We start from the raw sequence: 14,698 nt of genomic DNA, 5'->3' as shown, positions 1-14,698 counted from the left end.
TATAGGGAGGTTAGGGTCAAGATGGTATAGTTAAGGCATCTTTGTAAATGGAGTGACACCCATGAATCCGGATCCTCAAACCCGGCTCTATGCCATCGAACAAGAACTCAAAGTCTTGTCATGGTGGCAGGCTCAGCCCCCCGCCCCCGAGGCCCTGGCCAGCCAGGAGCCCTTCTGCCTGGATACCCTGACCTTCCCCCAATGGTTGCAGTTTGTCCTTATCCCCCGGATGCAGGCCCTGCTGGACGCCGGCGCCCCCTTGCCGACCAGTATCGCCCTCTATCCGATGGCGACAGAAAGCTTTAAGGACCTGCCCGAGAATACCCGGGCCCTGGAGGAAGCGATCGCCCTGCTGGATGAGAGCTTAACCGGTAAACGGGTTATCCGCGAAGCATGAACATCCAGCTTATTTATGAAGATGACTGGCTGGTGGCGGTCAACAAGGCTGCCGGCCTGTTGATGCATCGCAGCTGGCTGGATAAACACGAAACCCGCTTCGCCATGCAGCTGACCCGGGATTTGGTGGGCTGTCATGTGTTTCCCGTGCATCGGCTGGATCGGCCGACCTCGGGGGTGTTATTGTTCGCCAAGAGTGCCGAGGTGGCGCGTCAGCTGACCCTGGTGTTTACCGAGCGGCGGGTGGAAAAAGCCTACCTGGCCATGGTTCGTGGTTATATGCCGCCGCAGGGTTCGCTGGACTATGCCCTCAGCCATAAGCTGGACAAAATCGCCGACAAGTTTGCCGATACGGAAAAACCGCCCCAGCCTGCGGTGACCCACTGGCAAAGCCTGGCCCGGGTGGAATTGCCCTTCGCGGTATCGAAGAAACATGCCACCAGCCGCTACAGCCTGGTGCGGCTGAACCCGGAAACCGGGCGCAAGCATCAGCTGCGCCGGCACATGGCCCATTTGTTCCACCCCATCGTCGGCGATACCACTCATGGGGATGGTCGTCATAATGCGTTTTTTCGCCGGCAGTTCGGTTGTGAGCGGCTGCTGCTGCACGCCCACCAGTTAAGCCTGTCCCATCCGGTCACGACGCAACCCCTGCGCCTGCAGGGGGAACTGGATCCGGCCTGGCAATCGCTTATTTGTGAGTTCGGTTGGCAAAGAGCGCTCGATTAGGCTCCGCCGGCCGGGTTAATATTCATTTTTATCGACAGATTCAGACTCGTCAGTGACGCTACAACCCCTTCTCGATCAGATTAATCACGATGCCCGGGGCCGATTCGGCCTGGGCAAGGTGGCTGGTTATATTCCGGCCCTGGCCCAGGTACCCGCAGAGCGTTTCGGTATCGCCGTTGCCACCGTGGATGGCACCCTGTATCACAGCGGTGATGCCCTGCAGCCCTTCTCCATCCAGAGTATCTCCAAGGCGTTTGCCCTGGCCCTGGCCCTGCAGCGTTATGGCGGGGAGCTCTGGCAAAGGGTGGGTAAGGAGCCGTCGGGTACCGCCTTCAACTCGCTGGTCCAGCTGGAGTTTGAGCAGGGGATACCGCGCAATCCCTTTATCAATGCCGGCGCCCTGGTGGTGGTGGATGCCCTGACGTCCCGCCTGTCGGCGCCGGTACATGCCTTGCTGGAAAACATGCGGCTGCGGGCGGGCAACCCCGCTATCCGGATCGATCATAAGGTGGCCGAATCCGAGTTCGAACACAGGTATCGTAATGCGGCCATGGCTAACTTGATGAAAAGCTTTGGTAATTTCCATAATGATGTGGACACTGTACTAAGGGCCTATTTCAGTTACTGCGCGCTGGCGATGAGCTGTGTCGATCTGGCCCGGGGCTTCAGTTTCCTGGCCAACGGCGGCCGATGCGTGACCACGGGGGAACAGTGCCTGTCCCGGCTGCAGACACAGCAATTGAATGCACTGCTGTTCACTTCCGGTCTCTATGATGCCGCCGGTGATTTCGCCTACCGGGTGGGCATGCCCGGTAAGTCGGGGGTGGGTGGCGGCATTATCGCCCTGGTACCGGGACGGTTTAGCGTTTGTGTCTGGTCGCCGGAACTGGATCAATATGGCAATTCAGTGGCCGGGATCTGGGCCCTGGAAGAATTATCGCGCGCGCTGGATTTACGACTTTTTTAACAGGAGCAAACATGGCCAGTGTAGAAATCATTATTGGCACCGTTTATGGCTCGGCAGTACTGGTGGCCGAGAGCCTGGCCGACGCCTTGGAGCAGGCGGGCCATCAGGCCCGGCTGCATGAAGATGTGACCCTGTCCGAGCTGGACAGATCCAGATTCTGGTTGGTGGTGACTTCCACCACGGGGCAAGGGGATGTACCGCCTAACCTGCTGCCGCTGTTTGAGGAAATGCGTGAAACTTGCCCGCCGGCTCCCGAACTGCAGTATGCCCTGGTCGCCCTGGGTGACAGCAGTTACGATAACTTCTGCGGCGCCGGCCGCCAGTTTGATGAACTGCTGCGGGAGTTGCAGGCCAAGGCGGTGGTGGATCGGTTGGAGGTGGATGCCTGCGAAACCCTGGAGCCGGAAGAGCCGGCCCTGGAGTGGTTAAAAGGTTGGGTCGAAAAGCTGTGAGAGCCGGGTGGCTGTTGCACAAAACACCGGGCGGGGTCGACGCTCCTACAAAAACTACCACTTCCTGTAGGAGGCCCGACCCCGGGCCGATTGGCAGCAAGACCAGATAAGACATTAGCGCGCCGAGGCCGACGCGCCCACAAGAGTTGCCGTTCCTACATTAAGGCAGCTTGATCCCGTCTTTTTCGATGACGATCAGCCCCTTTTTATACAGGCCGCCGATGGCTTTCTTGAAGGTCCCCTTGCTGATGCCGAATACCCGGAAAATGGTATCGGGATCCGTTTTGTCACCGACGCTCAAGGCGCCGCCGGCCTGTTGCAGGCGATTCAGCACCGCCTCGGCGGCTTCGTCTATCTTGCCGGGGCCGGGTTTATAGAGGTTCAGATCTAGCTTGCCGTCTTCGCGCACCTGCTTGATATAGCCCTTGGTGGCCAGCCCGGTGGGGATACGGCCGGAGACATCGGATTTGAACAGCAGCCCCCAGTATTTGTTATCCACTATCGCCTTGAAGCCCAGCTGGGTGTGTTCGGCAATCAACAGCTTCACCTCATCGCCCTCGTGGTAGCCGGGGTGTTCGCGGCTGACAAAGCTGTCCAGCTTACTGCTGGCGACCATGCGGCCCTCGTAATCCAGATACAGGTATACCACGTAATTGCGGCCGTCGTGCATGGGGGTGGCCTGCATGCGTTGGGGCACGAAGATGTCTTTCTTCATGCCCCAGTCGAGGAAGGCGCCCAGACGATTGGTGGTCACCACCTTGAGCGAGGCAAACTGGCCGACCCGCGCCTTGGGTTTGTCGGTGGTGACCACCGGCAGCAGATCCGCGTCCAGATAGATAAAGGCCGTAATGTTATCACCCGGCCGGCAATTGGCGGGCAGTTGCCGGCGGGGCAAAAACACCTCGCCATACTGATCGGCATCCAGCCAGCCGCCTTTTTCGTCCAGCCGCAGCAGGGGCAGGGAATTGTCGTCGCCAAGGGTTATCATAGGGGCTCTCACAGCAAGCGGATAAAGCCAGGATCTTAGCCTGCCCGGGCTACAAAGGCCAAACTAAAAGGATCAGTATGACCGCAGTGCAACCGACCAGTACCGACAGGGGCAGGCCCAGCTTCCAGTAGTCCTTGAAGGCATAGCCACCCGGACCCATCACCAGCAGGTTGGACTGGTGGCCAATGGGCGTCAAGAAGGGCAGGGAGGCGCCTATCGCCACCGCCATCAGGAAGGGATCCGTCGCCGCCCCCAGGCCCTGGGCGGTACTGATGGCGATGGGGGCCATCAGTACCGCGGCGGCGGCATTGTTGATCACGTTCGACAACAGCATGGTGGCAAACAGTATGATGCCCAGCAGCCAAAACGGCGCCAGGGCGGCGCCGCTGGTCAATATTAACTGGGCGAGGCTCGCCGCCGCCCCAGTGCTTTCCAGCGCCCCGCCCAGGGGCAGGGTGGCCCCCAGCAGTACGATAATGGGCCAGTCTATGCTGCTGTAGAGCTCCCGCAGGCGGATCAGCCCGGTCAGTACCATGGCGCCGGCACAGGCGGTGAACGCCACCGGTGGCGAGACCAGTCCCAGGGCGGAAGCCAGGATCGCCAGGCCAAACAGGGCCAGGGGGCGGATCACCCGGGTGTGTTTGCCGATGCGCAGCGGGCGTTCGGCCAGGGGGTAGCAGCCAAAGCGCTCGAAGATACCGGCGAGGGTGTCTTTGTCCCCCTGCAGCAGCAGCACATCGCCGGGCTTGAAGCGAATATTGGCCAGGTTGGGAGGCAGCTTATAGCCTTCTCGGGCCACCGCCAGCAGGTTGACGCCATAGCCACGGCGCAACTTGAGATCGGCGGCAGAGCGCCCGATCAGCCGCGAATCGTGGCCGATCACCCCCTCCATCACGGTGATGTCCTTGCTGGTCAGGAAGCGCTCGGCCAGCTGCTCGTCCGCGTTCAGCTCCAGGCCACTGGCATCCAGGAAGGTTTTCAGGGTCTCGGCATCGGCCTTCAGCACCAGAATATCTTCCGCCCTCAGGCGTTGATAAGGGGCGGGGGCGGGCAGGCGCTGTTCATCCCGCACCAGGGCCAGGATCTGGATCTTGCCCCCCACCAGCTGTTCCAGCTCATAAAAGGTTTTATTGATGCCGCCGGCCTGTTCGGGAACGTAGACTTCGGTCAGGTATTCGGCGATATCGTAGAGGTTATCGCCCTTGTCGCTGCCGGTACGACTGGGCACCAGCAGGTGGCCCAGCAGCCAGATAAAAATGAGCCCGGCCAGTGCCACTCCCAGCCCGACCGGGGTAAAGTCGAACAGCTGAAAGGGCTCGCCCCCCAGGTTGCGCCTGAAGTCGGCGATAATGATATTGGGCGGCGTGCCGATCAGGGTGATGCAGCCGCCCAGCAGTGAACCAAAGGCCATGGGCATCAGCAGCTTGGAAACAGGGTTGCCGCTGGAGCGGCACAGTTTGAGGGCAATGGGGATCATGATCGCCATGGCGCCCACATTGTTCATAAAGGCGGAACACAGGGTGGTGACCGAGCTGAGGGCGACCAGCTGTAGCAGGGCGTTATTGCCGACCCGGCCCAGCAGGTTGGCCAGGGCGTCCACCACCCCCGCGCTCCACAGGGTATGGCTGATCACCAACACCGCGGCCACGGTAATCACGGCGGCATTGCCGAACCCGCTGAATATCTTATCTTCGGGGACCACGCCGGAGATGGCGCCGATCAGCAGCGCCATCATGGCCACCAGATCATAGCGCCAGTAATCGAGGATAAATAACAGCAGGGCGGCGAGCAGTATGATTCCGATAATCCATTGATCGATCATAATAGTATCCAGGCTGCCGGTATCTCCTGGGGCCATCTTAGGCGTAAAATGAATACTTGGCTACGATGAGGCGGAAACGATGCGTAATGAACTGGATACCAGGGTGGTGCTGGATGTGTTCGAGAAAGTCCAGCGACTCGGTGAGTCCCATGAACATGGCCACATCCTGGAAGGGATAGTGGCGACCTCCGACTTCGATGGCTACAGTGTCAACCTTTCCGGTAGCGGGGTGTCATTGCAGCTCAACTTCCATCAGAGCTATCGGTTCGATTATGCCAGCGAAAAGGAAAAGGCGCAGTTTATGGCCAAACTTGACTATATTCACCGTCATTTCACCCGGGGTGACAAGGAGGAATGAAGGTTGGTAACCCAACCGGATATGCTTCCGCTCCGGAAGAAAAAACTGGCTCATATTCTGCCACCCGGTGGCGTTCACCGGTTTTATCCTAACCGGATTAAACAAGTGGCTGTTTAATTTTCACTTACACATCGGCCAAAGGGCCAGCTCAGCCGACTCGCCGTGAATCCTTGGAGGCTCAGCCGTGCTTCTGACCGCCAGGGATGGCGGGAATGCCGGAACGGCAGGAATTTTCCGGCCGTGGCACGGATGTCGGCTGAGCAGATCCCTTTGTCCTCCTTTAAGCTCCGGCATCGCCTGCTGTGTCACCAGCCAACTCGGGCGTTAAGGAGAGGCAACAGAGCTACGACACAACAAAGATGACAAGATGCTTAATCAGATTGGTATAAGCCTTTGCCGTGATAACAAAAAAGCCCTCTATGCGAGGGCTTTCAGGCTGACACCAACTTAGTTGTGTTTGTGCAGCTCGGCGTTCAGCTCGATCGCGGACTGGTTGGTTTTCACTTCGATACGGCCGTTCTGGGAGTTACGACGGAACAGCAGATCCGGCTTACCGGCCAGCTCGGCGGCCTTAACGGTACCGACTTCGTTGTTCTGGTCGTCCAGTACGGTGACTTTGGCACCGGCGGTGATGTACAAACCGGATTCGATGGTGCAGCGATCGCCCAGGGGGATACCCAGGCCGGCGTTCGCGCCCAGCAGGCAACCTTCGCCAACGGAGATGATGATGTTGCCGCCACCGGATAGGGTACCCATGGTGGAGCAACCGCCGCCCAGGTCGGAACCGTTACCGACCACAACGCCCGCAGAGATGCGGCCTTCAACCATGCTCACGCCCAGAGTACCGGCGTTGAAGTTGATGAAACCTTCGTGCATCACTGTGGTGCCTTCGCCCACGTGTGCACCCAGGCGGATACGGGAGGCATCACCGATGCGCACGCCTGCCGGTACCACGTAGTCGGTCATTTTCGGGAATTTGTCGACAGAGTTGACGCTGATGGTGCGACCCTGTGCACGTGCCGCCAGCTGGCGATTAGCCAGTTCGTCCACCGCGATCGCGCCTTCAGAGGTCCAGGCCACGTTTGGCAGCAGGCCGAACATACCGGACAGATCCAGGCCGTGTGGCTTGATCAGGCGATGAGACAACAGCGCCAGCTTCAGGTAAACCTCAGCGGTGCTTGCTGGAGCCGCGTCGGTTTCCAGTATGGTTACCACCAGCGGCTGGCTGGTGCCTTCCAGAATCTCAACGATCCCCGCCTGAGCTTCAGCGTTCACAGACAGGAAAGCCGCTTCCAGATCTTTCAGTTGTGCGGCGCCGATTTCGATTGCAGCGTTGCCGCCTTGGTAACCGATCTTCGCAGCAACTGCGTTAACCAGTGCTTCATCAGCGTGCAGCAGCGGCAGGTTGTAGTAAACCTCCAACCATTCACCTTTGGCGGACTTGGTGCCCACACCCAGACCGAAAGCAAAGTTTGCCATCGTGGTAACTCCGTTAATTTGGTTTGAATTCGTAATCGGCTGGCGCACAGGGCGGCCAGCCGGGTGTTAATCAGTTGCAGGCTGAGCCTTACCGTTTGTTGGACAGTTCGGTGTACTGCTCAGCCTTGAAGCCCAGTACCTTGGTGCCGCCGGTATCCAGCAGCGGGCGCTTGATCATCGCAGGGTTCCAGCATCGGGCTGATGGTGCTGGTTTCATCAAGACAAAACTGGAACATCTTTTAACATATTTTGCCGTCCGGGTTGAGTTCGGCGACCAATTTTTCTCGTAATTCGGCTTGTTCCTGTTTACTCAATGGCCGGTCGGCGCTGTTGGTCAGGCTGAAAAAGTCCTCGACCCGCTCGCCGATGGTGGTGATCTTGGCGGCGTGCAGGTTAAGCCCCAACTGGCTGAAGACGGCACCGATGCGGGCCAGCAGCCCCGGAGTATCCAGGGCGACCAGCTCCATCCGGGTGTGTTTAATCTGTTTATCCGCTTGTAAAAAATTGACCTGGGTGCTGACCTTGAATTCCCGATGCCGGCGAGAAGGCGGACGCGAGCGAATGACCGGCGCCGTCTTGCTTACCAGCGCTTCGATCAGGCTGGCGCGCAGATGCGCGAAGCGGTCACTGCTCACCGGCTGGCCGTCCGGCTCCAGCACGATAAATGTATCCAGTGCATAGCCGTCCTTGGATGTCATGATCTGGGCGTCGTGGATATTGAGGTTCTTCTGATCCAGGGCGGCCGCCACCCGGGCAAACAGCTTGGGTGAGTCGGGGCTGTAGATAAACAGCTCGCTGCCGCCCCGCTCCGGTTGTTGGCTGAACTGTACCAGCGGGCGGGCGGCGTTGTCGTGGACCAGGATATGGCTGCTGTACCAGGCGATCTGTTCCGGAGTGTGGCGGATAAAGTAATCGGCGGTAAAGCGTGCCCACAGGGCCTTGATCCGTTCCTTGCCGATGCCCTCCTGGGTCAGCAGCTGACGGGCCTGGTGCTGATTTTCGCGGATGCGCAGGCGCAGGTCCGGCGGATTCTCCAGCCCCCGGCGCAGGGCCTTCTGGGTGATAAAATACAGCTCCCGCAGCAGGCTGCCTTTCCAGTCGTTCCACAGATGATCGTTGGTGGCGCAGATATCGGCGACCGTCAGGCAATAGAGATAATCCAGCCGCAGCTCATCGCGCACCAGGGTGGCGAATTCGGTGACCACGTCCGGGTCATAGATATCCCGGCGCTGGGCGGTGACCGACATCAGCAGATGCTGGCGCACCAGCCAGGACACCAGCCGGGCGTCGGATTTGTCCAGGCCGTGATTGAGGCAGAAGGCCAGGGCATCGTCCGACCCCAGCTCGGAATGATCTCCGCCCCGGCCCTTGGCGATATCGTGGAACAGGGCCGCCAGATAGAGCAGTTCGGGCTTGCGTAGCCGGCCGATGATTTCATGGCACAGGGGGTGGCTGCGGCGGGCCGAGGACTCACGGAACAGGGCGATATTCTTCAGCAGCCGATGGGTGTGCTCATCCACCGGATAGGCATGAAACATGTCGAACTGCATCTGGCCGACGATCTTGCTCCACTGGGGAAAATAGGCTGCCAGAATGCCGTAGCGGTGCATCAGGGTCAGCGGCAGGCCGATGCCGTTGGGGTGGCGCAGCAGCATCATGAACAGGCGGCGGCAGTCGGCCCGCTCGCATAGAAAGCCGGACAGGCGGCGGCGGGCATCCCGCAACTGGCGAAGTGTGGTGGAATAGATGCCGGTGATCTGCGGGTGGGCGGCGATCTGATAAAACAGCCGCAGGATGGCGGCCGGCTCATCCTTGAACAGATTGGGCTGCACCATGTCGATCAGCCGTCCGCGCAGGCGAAATTCGGGGGTCAGGGTTTTCACGTCCATGGCGATATTGCCGAGGATGGCCTCATCAAACAGCTGCAGCAGCATTTCGTTGAGCTCGGCGACCCGGCGCACCGTTTGATAGAAGCGCTTCATCATCTGCTCAATCGGCTCGTTTTTCTCACCGGCAAAGCCGAGGGCCGTGGCCACCGCCCGTTGTCGGTCAAACAGCAGCCGGTTGTCACTGCGGTGGATAACCATGTGCAGGGCGAAGCGCAGTTTCCATAAAAATGCCTGGCAGTCGAGCAACTCCCGGTATTCGGCCCGGGACAGGAAACCGTGGCTGACCATCTCACTGAGGGTCGAGGCACCAAAATGACGGCGGGCCACCCAGCTGATGGTCTGGATGTCACGCAGGCCGCCCGGGCTGCTCTTGATATCCGGCTCCAGCTTGTAGCTGGTGTCCTGATACTGGCGGTGGCGGGCCTCCTGCTCTTGCCGCTTGGCCTCGAAAAAGGCGTGGCTGGGCCAGAATTGCTCCGGTGCCGTGGCTTGGGTGAGAGCGGCAAAGGTATCGTAGCAGCCGCTGATCAGCCGTGCCTCGATAAGGTTGGTGGCAACCGTGATGTCTTTTTCCCCTTCCTCCACGCATTCCGCCACCGAACGCACGCTGTGCCCGATCTCCAGGTGCAGATCCCACAGCAGGGTGATAAAGCTGCCGATACGCTCGCCCAGCTCCTCCGAGTGGTGCTCCCGGGACAGGATCAGCAGGTCGATATCGGAGTAGGGATGCAGCTCCCCCCGACCATAGCCGCCGACGGCGACCAGGGCCAGCTCGGGATCCGCATCCAGCCCGTGCTGCTGCCAAAGCCCGGTCAGCAGTTGATCCATGTACTGGGAGCGGGTGGCGACCAGCTCCAGCACGTCATCCCCGGCATCGAAGCGTCGTGCCAGCCAGCCCTGCAGGCTGGCCAGCATTTCCTTGCATTTGCTTAAGGTGAGCTGCTCCGGCAGGAGCAGGGCGGGGGCAAGTAAACTGGCGTCCATGAAGTACATATTCCTGAGACCGGGGATAAGTCTAAGTTAACAAACTCCGGGGAGGGAAGGTAGGGCAGAATTAGTCCCGGGGAGTGGACCGAGCCATTCCCCGAGTGTCAAGGCACGGGGTCGGGGATCAACCCATGGCGGGTGAAGCTGCCTCCGGCTGTTCATCCCGAGCAAAGACGGCTTCATCGGTCTGGCCCATCAGCTTGCTGGTGATGCTGCCCGCGGTCATGGAACCACTGACATTGAGGGCGGTGCGGGCCATATCGATCAGCGGCTCGATGGAGATCAGCAGCGCCGCCAGTGCCACCGGCAGGCCCATGATCGGCAGCACGATCAGGGCGGCGAAGGTGGCGCCGCCGCCGACACCGGCCACCCCGAACGAGGCCAGGGTGATCACCCCGACCAGGGTGGCCAGCCACAGGGGGTCCAGCACCTCTATGCCCAGGGTGGGGGCTATCATCACCGCCAGCATGGCCGGATAGATGCCGGCGCAGCCGTTCTGGCCGATGGTGGCCCCGAAGGAAGCGGAGAAATTGGCGATGCTGGCGGGGACCCCCAGTTTCTGGCTTTGTGCCTGGACATTCAGCGGTATGGTGGCGGCGCTGGAACGGCTGGTGAAGGCGAAGGCCAGTACCGGCCAGATCTTCTGGAAAAAGCGCCGGGCGTTGATTCCCACCAGGGTCAGCAGCAGGCCGTGCACCAGGAACATGATGGCAATGGCCACATAGGAGGCAACCAGGAAGGCCGCCAGGCTGAGCACATCCTGTACATTGGAGCCGGCCACCACCTTGGTCATCAGGGCCATCACCCCATAGGGGGTCAACTTCATCACCAGTCGCACCAGACGCATCACCAGGGCCTGCAACGCTTCGATACCGGCGATCACCCGCTTGCCTTGCTCGGGACTGTCCTTGAGCAGTTGCAGGGCGGCCAGGCCGAGGAACACCGCAAAGATCACCACGCCTATGATGGAGGTGGGGCTGGCGCCGGTCATATCCGCAAAAGGGTTGCGGGGTACGAAGGACACCAGCAGCTGGGGCAGGGACAGGTTGGCCACGTTCGCCACCTGGGCTTCCAGCTGTTCGGCCCGGGCCAGTTCACGGGCACCCTGTACCAGGCCATCGGCGCTCAGGCCGAAGGCGTAGGTGACCCCGACCCCGATCAGGGCGGCGATGGCGGTGGTGAACAACAGGGTACCTATGGTCAACAGGCTGATCTTGCCGAGGGTGGCGGCGTTATGCAGGCGCGCCACGGCGCCCATGATGGAGACCAGCACCAGGGGGATCACTATCATCTGCAGCAGCCGCACATAGCCGCTGCCCACCACATTGACCCATTCCAGGGTCCGGGCGATGGTCGTGACGTCGTAGAACAGCTGCATGGTGAAGCCGGCGGCCACGCCGAACAGCAAACCGGTCAATACCTGGCGGGACAGGGTCAGCCCCTGGCTGGAAAGACGCCCGAGCAACAGCATAAATGCAACAAAAAAAGCTAGATTTAGCAACAAAACCAGCATTTTGGCTCCAGAAAATAGCGGAAAATCATAGTTGACCGCGATGCTAGCAGCAGATTGAACCGGGAGACAGAATATCTGGTTATGGCATATAACTTTTAGGATTAAAAAATTATTTATGTATTTCTTTTTATGTTGCCACGGAAAGATAAACGGCAAGGGCAGGCGTTTTCACCTGCCGCTAGGCCGCTTACTGCTGTTGCTTGAGCAGATCGCGTATTTCGGTGAGCAGGAGTTCCTCCTTGGAAGGCGCGGGCGGCGCAGCAGCTGTTGCCTCTTCCTTGCGTTTCAATTTATTGAGGGTCTTGATCACCATAAAGATGGCAAACGCCACTATGGTGAAGTCCAGTACCGTCTGAATGAAGAGGCCGTAGGATAGGGTCACGGCAGGGGTTTCCCCCGCGGCGTCCTGCAGCACTATGCCCAGATCGGAGAAGTCGACACCGCCGATCAGTACGCCGATGGGCGGCATGATGACATCATTGACCAGGGAGGTAACGATCTTGCCGAAGGCGGCACCTATGATGATACCGACCGCCATGTCGACGACATTGCCTTTAACCGCAAACTCTTTGAACTCTGTTAGCAGGCTCATTTTTTGTTCCATTTCTGTGTAGAGGGCGAGTTCAATATTAGGCGGCAAATTCGCGTCCTGACAAACCAAGAGGGTGTCGTTATCACGGTGTCAGCAGCATCAGGGCAGGAGCAGGCGCAAAAGCAAGGGCCGGATACGGCGGGGGATAATCCCCTCCGTATCCGGCCCTTTAAAGCTCGGCTGTGTATTTAGAGTTTGCGCACCCGGACGCTGCGCCCCTTGATCTTGCCTTCCTGCAGGCGCTTAAGGGCCTGTTTGGCACTGTCTCTGTGGACCGCCACATAGGAATGCATCTCGGTAATATCGATCTTGCCCACCTGGCTGCCGGCGATGCCGCCTTCCCCGGTCAGGGCGCCCAGTATATCGCCGGCGCGGATCTTGCTCTTGCGCCCGGCGGCCAGGGACAGGGTGACCATGGCCGGTGCCTGCGGCGCCAGGGTGCTGTCCAGCTCGGCAAGCGTACCCTGGGGAATGGTGGCCTGTTGATATTCTTCGATCAGGTTTACCCTATGGGCATCCCGCGGGCTGTAGAGGCTCAGTGCCAGCCCCTGCTGACCGGCGCGTCCGGTCCGGCCGATGCGGTGTACATGCACTTCGGGATCCTGGGGCAGGTCATAGTTGATCACCGCCGCCAGCTCCTTGATATCCAGGCCACGGGCCGCCACATCGGTGGCCACCAGCACGCTGGCGCTCTGGTTGGCGAAGCGGATTAACACCTGATCCCGCTCCCGCTGCTCCAGATCACCGTTTAACGACAGGGCAGAGAAACCCAGGCCGGACAGATGTTCGCTCACCTCCTGGCAGGCGCGCTTGGTATTGCAGAACACCACCGCAGAGGTAGGGGCATAATGGCTGAGCAGGGTGGCCAGGGCTTCGCGACGCAATTCCGGCGCGACTTCATACAGGGTCTGGCTGATGGCATCGGCCCTATGTTGCGCCTCGACGCTGACCTCTACCGGCGCGCGTTGCACCCCCTGACTCATCTGGGCGATACCCTCGGGATAGGTCGCCGAAAACAGCAGGGTCTGACGGTGACGGGGGGCATGCTCTATGACCCGGTTGATCTCGTCGGTAAAGCCCATATCCAGCATACGGTCGGCTTCATCCAGCACCAGGGTGTTCAGGTTGGCGAGCCGCAGGGTGCCCTTGTCCAGATGCTTGAGGATGCGGCCTGGGGTGCCGACCACGATATGGGCGCCAAATGCCAGGGAGGCGCTCTGCGGCGCCGACGGTGAGCCGCCACAGAGGGTGACCAGCTTGACGTTGGCCAGGGTGCGGGCCAGGCGACGGACTTCCCGCGCCACCTGATCGGCCAGTTCACGGGTCGGGCAGAGCACCAGGGCCTGTACCTCGAGCAGGCTGACATCCAGTCGCGACAAGAGCCCCAGGCCAAAGGCGGCAGTTTTACCACTGCCGGTTTTCGCCTTGGCGATAATATCCTTGCCCTCGAGGATCAGTGGCAGACTTTGGGCCTGAATAGGAGTCATCTGGACATATTCGAGGCTGGCCAGGTTGTCGATCAGTGCGGGTGCCAGGGGCAGGGTGGCGAATTCAGTGTTATTCACGGAGGACTCTTCAATCTGTGATGGAGGATGCCGGAAGGCGTGGGGATAATAACAAAAATGTGGTGAAATCGCAGCCACAAAAAAAGGCAGCTGAGGCTGCCTTGCGTTACCAAGCTGTTAATCCAGTGCTTATTATGCTTCTTGGCCTTCCAGGACTATGCTGATGGCATGATTTCCTTTGGGTCCTTCCTGTATTTCGTATTGAACGACCTGGCCCGCTTTCAGGGTTCTGTATCCCTCCATTTTGATGGTGGAAAAGTGTGCAAACACGTCTTCACCGCCCTCTTGTGGACAAATAAAACCAAATCCTTTTGCGTTGTTAAACCACTTCACCGTACCGGTTGCCATACATCTGCATCCTTTTTGCTCAAACATCCTAAACAACATTGAGTAATTGGCCGCCGCCAATTATAACTACAGGCGATTTTACGCCGGATGCGGCAGCCACAGGCACCTGGATGCCCATGGTTACCAATCGACCACTTTAGTTCAACTTAAGTGGTAGTCAAGCATTTGTTTACTAACAGATAACATACCGGTGATTAGGCTATTGACAGCGTCAGGTTTAGCGGTAGTGTGATGGAAAGGCTAAAGTAAAGTTATGAGCAGGAGAGATCAGCAGACGGTCGGTGATCGGGTCAAAGAGGCGGAGGAAACTGCGCTGCAGCCGCCTCCCATGTACAAGGTCATCTTGAACAACGACGATTATACCCCCATGGATTTTGTGGTGGAGGTACTGCAAAAATTCTTTGCAATGGATGAGGACAAGGCCACGCAGGTGATGCTGGCGGTACATTATCAAGGTAAAGGGGTTTGCGGATTGTTTACCGCAGAGATTGCAGAAACCAAGGTAGCGCAAGTGAACAAGTTTGCACGTATGCATGAACATCCGTTGTTATGCACCATGGAGCAGGCATGAGTTAAGACCCGCCGCAACGGGACACCGCAGTTTTTTAGGGGA

Annotated in this window: 14 protein-coding genes; 6 read left to right on the top strand and 8 right to left on the bottom strand. The window is 59.2% G+C overall.

Annotated elements, in window-relative coordinates:
• The first annotated feature begins 61 nt into the window (after window positions 1-61).
• Genes ABD806_RS07480 through ABD806_RS07465 form a run of 4 tightly spaced genes read left to right on the top strand, consistent with a single transcriptional unit; the run spans window position 62 to window position 2,544 of the window.
• On the top strand, window positions 62-397 hold the full coding sequence (locus ABD806_RS07480) for a YqcC family protein (protein WP_344956351.1): 336 nt from the start codon (window positions 62-64) through the stop codon (window positions 395-397).
• Window positions 394-1,125, top strand: a complete 732-nt coding sequence (truC, locus tag ABD806_RS07475; protein ID WP_344956349.1) for a tRNA pseudouridine(65) synthase TruC — start codon at window positions 394-396, stop codon at window positions 1,123-1,125. The genes ABD806_RS07480 and truC overlap by 4 nt, the downstream gene beginning before the upstream one ends.
• Before the next feature lie 52 nt (window positions 1,126-1,177).
• The gene (gene glsB, locus ABD806_RS07470; RefSeq protein WP_344956347.1) at window positions 1,178-2,092 is read left to right on the top strand and encodes a glutaminase B; all 915 of its coding nucleotides are present in this window, start codon (window positions 1,178-1,180) and stop codon (window positions 2,090-2,092) included.
• 11 nt (window positions 2,093-2,103) lie between these two features.
• Entirely contained in the window at window positions 2,104-2,544 is a 441-nt protein-coding gene (locus ABD806_RS07465; protein ID WP_344956345.1) for a flavodoxin, read from the top strand.
• A 160-nt stretch (window positions 2,545-2,704) separates the two neighbouring features.
• Here ABD806_RS07465 and ABD806_RS07460 read toward each other — a convergent pair whose 3' ends face one another.
• Window positions 2,705-3,532, bottom strand: coding sequence for a CvfB family protein (locus ABD806_RS07460; RefSeq protein ID WP_344956343.1), 828 nt, complete (start codon window positions 3,530-3,532; stop codon window positions 2,705-2,707).
• A 49-nt stretch (window positions 3,533-3,581) separates the two neighbouring features.
• On the bottom strand, window positions 3,582-5,354 hold the full coding sequence (locus ABD806_RS07455; protein ID WP_344956341.1) for an SLC13 family permease: 1,773 nt from the start codon (window positions 5,352-5,354) through the stop codon (window positions 3,582-3,584).
• Window positions 5,355-5,433: 79 nt separating this feature from the next.
• On the opposite strand from ABD806_RS07455, the gene ABD806_RS07450 reads away from it, so the two are divergent.
• Window positions 5,434-5,712: a DUF3081 family protein gene (locus ABD806_RS07450; protein WP_344956339.1), complete on the top strand. Its 279-nt coding sequence runs from the start codon at window positions 5,434-5,436 to the stop codon at window positions 5,710-5,712.
• 447 nt (window positions 5,713-6,159) lie between these two features.
• On the opposite strand, the gene dapD is transcribed toward ABD806_RS07450, so the two are convergent.
• The 6 genes from dapD to cspD form a co-directional block, all read right to left on the bottom strand.
• Entirely contained in the window at window positions 6,160-7,191 is a 1,032-nt protein-coding gene (gene dapD, locus ABD806_RS07445) for a 2,3,4,5-tetrahydropyridine-2,6-dicarboxylate N-succinyltransferase (protein WP_344956337.1), read from the bottom strand.
• Between the two features lie 239 nt (window positions 7,192-7,430).
• The gene (gene glnD, locus ABD806_RS07440) at window positions 7,431-10,064 is read right to left on the bottom strand and encodes a bifunctional uridylyltransferase/uridylyl-removing protein GlnD (RefSeq protein WP_344956335.1); all 2,634 of its coding nucleotides are present in this window, start codon (window positions 10,062-10,064) and stop codon (window positions 7,431-7,433) included.
• A 127-nt stretch (window positions 10,065-10,191) separates the two neighbouring features.
• Window positions 10,192-11,580, bottom strand: a complete 1,389-nt coding sequence (locus ABD806_RS07435) for an L-cystine transporter (protein ID WP_344956333.1) — start codon at window positions 11,578-11,580, stop codon at window positions 10,192-10,194.
• A gap of 187 nt (window positions 11,581-11,767) precedes the next feature.
• Window positions 11,768-12,172 (bottom strand): large-conductance mechanosensitive channel protein MscL, encoded by a 405-nt coding sequence (mscL, locus tag ABD806_RS07430; protein ID WP_344956330.1) that lies wholly within the window; start codon window positions 12,170-12,172, stop codon window positions 11,768-11,770.
• Between the two features lie 188 nt (window positions 12,173-12,360).
• Window positions 12,361-13,737, bottom strand: coding sequence for an ATP-dependent RNA helicase DbpA (gene dbpA, locus ABD806_RS07425; protein WP_344956328.1), 1,377 nt, complete (start codon window positions 13,735-13,737; stop codon window positions 12,361-12,363).
• A 132-nt stretch (window positions 13,738-13,869) separates the two neighbouring features.
• The gene (gene cspD, locus ABD806_RS07420) at window positions 13,870-14,085 is read right to left on the bottom strand and encodes a cold shock domain-containing protein CspD (RefSeq protein ID WP_344956326.1); all 216 of its coding nucleotides are present in this window, start codon (window positions 14,083-14,085) and stop codon (window positions 13,870-13,872) included.
• A 253-nt stretch (window positions 14,086-14,338) separates the two neighbouring features.
• On the opposite strand from cspD, the gene clpS reads away from it, so the two are divergent.
• The gene (clpS, locus tag ABD806_RS07415; RefSeq protein WP_116472380.1) at window positions 14,339-14,656 is read left to right on the top strand and encodes an ATP-dependent Clp protease adapter ClpS; all 318 of its coding nucleotides are present in this window, start codon (window positions 14,339-14,341) and stop codon (window positions 14,654-14,656) included.
• The last annotated feature ends 42 nt before the right edge of the window (window positions 14,657-14,698 follow it).

This window comes from Zobellella aerophila, assembly GCF_039539325.1.
In the GTDB taxonomy this organism is placed as follows: Bacteria; Pseudomonadota; Gammaproteobacteria; order Enterobacterales; family Aeromonadaceae; genus Oceanimonas; species Oceanimonas aerophila.
Note: the sequence above shows the minus strand (reverse complement) of the source record. Positions and strands in the feature narration are given on the sequence as shown.